Raw genomic sequence first — 3,194 nt, 5'->3', positions numbered from 1 at the left:
GAGGGTGTCGCCCTGGTTGTAGGGGGCCGCGGTGCCGCCGGGCACGGAGGAGTAGAGGATGACCACGCCGTCCATGCTCGGCTGCGAGGCGTAGCTGGAGGGGAAGGTCGCCCAGCCCAGCAGGCCGCGGCCCATGTTGTTGGAGTAGACGTTCAGGTCGCCCGCGCCGCCCTTGCGCAGCGCCGACTTCATCTTCGACTCGCAGCCGCCGCCCGCGCAGGTGTACCAGGTGGAGTTGGTGGTGCGGTCCACGCCGGCCAGGACGAACTTGAAGGGGGTGTTGGCGTAGGCGGCGTTCAGCACGCTGAGCGAGGAGTCGATCTGCGACTGGGGAATGTCACCGTTGGCGATGCCCGTGCCGTTGTTGATGACGTGCCAGTAGACATTCACCGTCACCGAGCCATTGGCGCGCACCTGGGCGCTCTTGTGGCTGGCGAAGGCCTGCTCCACGGCCAGCTTCTCCGCCTCGGGCAGGTCCTGCGTGGCACAGCCACGGACGTCCACCGCCTGCTGCGTGGTCTCCTCGGCCGGCTTCTGCTCCGCGGTGCTGCAACCCGTGAGGGCCATCACGGAACCGACCACCACCGCGAACTTGGACACAAAGTTACGGGACATTTCCAACTCCTCGGGAAAGATTCCTCGGGAAAGCTGTCCAGTCTTATAGACCAAGAATTACCGGCAAGCAAGGGACCAAGCGGTTTTACTGAAAAAATCCAATGGCGCGGTTGTGTGGAAAAATCCGCGAAGTAGGAGAAGGACGCGAAAAAGGGGAGCCCCGGTACAGCGCGTGTACCCGGGCTCCCCGAAGAGCGACGGCGAGGGGGGCTCAGGCCCTCAGTGGACGATGGCCTGGCGGGCCGGCGGCGTCACCAGCAGCGAGAGGTTGTCGAAGGCCTCGATGTTCTGCCGGATGTAGGCGCGCTTGATCTTCCCGCTCGTCGTCTTGGGCACGGTGTGCGAGGCGACGGGGATGACGCGGTTGGGGCGCACGCCAGAGCCCTGGTAGACCATCTCCTCCACGTGCTTGCACAGCTGGCGCAGCACGTCGGGCTTCGTCTCGGTCGTCTCGCAGACGATGACGATGTCCTCGGTGCCCGTCTGGGCGTTGTTGACGCCCACCGCGGCCACGCACCCGGCGCGCACGCCGGTCACCTGCGCGGCGGCGTTCTCCATCGTGTACGGGTGGTAGTTCTCGCCCGCCTTGATGATGAGGTCCTTGCTGCGCCCGCAGATGTAGAGCTGGCCGTCGGCGAGGTAGCCCAGATCCCCGGTGTGCAGCCACCCGTCGCGCAGCACGCTGTCGGTGGCCTCCGGGTTCTTGTAGTAGCCGCCGAAGAGGGAGGTGCCGCGCAGGAGGATCTCCCCCTCGTGGCGCTCGCCCACCGGCTGGCCCTCCTCGTCGAGGATGCGGATGTCGATGCCGCGCAGCACGCGGCCCACGCTGAGCACGGGGAGGGCGTCCGGGCCACTCTCGGTGAGGGGCACGGCCTTGCGGCGCGAGGACAGCGCCGAGCGCGAGATGAGCTCGGTGCGCAGGGCATCGGCGCGGTCACGGATGGACACGCCCACCACCATCTCCGCCATGCCGTACGAGGGCCGCCAGGCGTCCGGCTCGAAGCCGTAGGACTGGAAGCGCTCGGTGAAGTGGCGCACGGTGTCGGCGTGGATGAACTCGGCGGCGTTGTAGGCCCGCTTCCACGCACCCAGCTCCAGGCCCTCCACCTCGGCGTCCTTGATGCGCTTGACGCACAGCTGGTAGGCGAAGTTGGGCGCGAAGGACGAGGTGGCGCGGAAGTACTGGAGCGCCCACAGCCAGCGCGCTGGCTTGAGCAGGAAGCCGAAGGGCGGAATGAGCGCCGTCGGAATCCCATGGACGAAGGAGGCCAGCGCCGAGGCCACCAGCCCCATGTCGTGGTAGAGCGGCAGCCAGCACACCATCAGGTCATCCGAGTCCCACTGGCTGATCTCCCCCATGGCCGCGCAGTTGGCGAACAGCGCGCGGTGGGAGATTTGTACCCCCTTGGGGGCGTCCGTGGTGCCCGAGGTGAACTGGATGAAGGCCACGTCGTCCGCGCCGCAGGTGGGCGGCTCGAAGGGCTCGGCGGCGGCCACCAGCTCCGCCGGGGTGGCGACGAAGGGCGCCGGCTGGCCCTCCTCGGGCGTGTACTCCTGGAGGGCCTCCTGCGCCAGGTCCAGGAAGTCCGCGTCGACCAGCATGGCCCGGGCGCCCAGCAGCCGCAGCTTCACGCGCAGCCGCTCGCCCCAGGACTGCACGGAGACCTTCGAGGAGGGTAGCTCCACGAGGCAGGGGATGGCGCCCACGAGGCCACAGGCGAAGAAGCACTCGAGGAAGTCGGGGCCGGTGTCGAAGGACAGCACCACCCGGTCCCCCTGCCGCACGCCGCGGGCGTGCAGGTTGGCGCCCAGCCGCAGGGCGTTGTGGTGCAGGTCCGCCGCGGTGAGGACGGAGAGCTTCTCCTCCAGGTCCACGAAGTAGAAGAGGGGCTGGGAGGGGCGGGTGCGCGCCCAGTGCACCACGGCCTCGCCCAGCGTCTGGGACGGGGCCACGGTGGCGCGGGTGGGCGCCCGCTGGGGAATCTCCCGGCTCGGGTGGTAGCCCACGCCGGGGCCCAGGCGGACGGTCCCCGTCTGACGACGCAGCGGTTGCTGGCTCATGTCTGTCCTTGGTGGAGAACCGAGGTGGAGAACCCACTCAGAAACGGACGAGCATGCCCTCGACGGTGAGGCCGGGGCCAAAGCCCATCATCACGCCGTACTCGCCGCGCTGGGGCTTGTCCGTCTTGATCGCCTCTTCCAGCACCAGCAGGGCCGTGGTCGCCCCGCAGTTGCCGAACTCGCTCAGCACGTGCCAGCTGGCGCGCATGCGCGACTTGTCCAGCTTGAGCTGCTTGGCGATGGCCTCGAGGATCTTCGGGCCGCCCGGGTGGATGAGCCAGTGCTTGATGTCCCCGGCGTTCAGCTTCTCCGGGCCGAGCAGCTTCTCGAGGAAGCCGTCGATGTGCTCGCCGAGCACGAAGGGCACGTAGGGCGACAGGGTCATCTGGAACCCGTCGTTCTGCATGTGCCAGCCCATCAGCTCATAGGTGTCGTAGAGCTGCTCGGTGTGCGAGCGGATGAACTGGATGCCCTCGCCGTCCGGGGCGCTGCCGATCACCATGCTGCAGGTGGCGTCG

3 protein-coding genes are annotated in these 3,194 nt (G+C 68.3%); all 3 read right to left on the bottom strand.

Features of this window, described 5'->3' with window-relative positions:
* On the bottom strand, positions 1-615 hold a 615-nt coding region (locus tag VF697_RS39270; RefSeq protein ID WP_331103278.1), incomplete at its 3' end, for a zinc metalloprotease.
* A 219-nt stretch (positions 616-834) separates the two neighbouring features.
* Positions 835-2,676, bottom strand: coding sequence for a fatty acyl-AMP ligase (locus VF697_RS39265; RefSeq protein WP_331103277.1), 1,842 nt, complete (start codon positions 2,674-2,676; stop codon positions 835-837).
* Between the two features lie 37 nt (positions 2,677-2,713).
* Positions 2,714-3,194: 3-oxoacyl-[acyl-carrier-protein] synthase III C-terminal domain-containing protein (locus tag VF697_RS39260; protein WP_331103276.1), on the bottom strand; the 481-nt coding region annotated here is incomplete at its 5' end.

The sequence above is a fragment of the Archangium sp. genome, from assembly GCF_036388035.1.
Lineage (GTDB): Bacteria > Myxococcota > Myxococcia > Myxococcales > Myxococcaceae > Archangium.
This window is presented reverse-complemented; position numbering and strand designations above follow the sequence as displayed.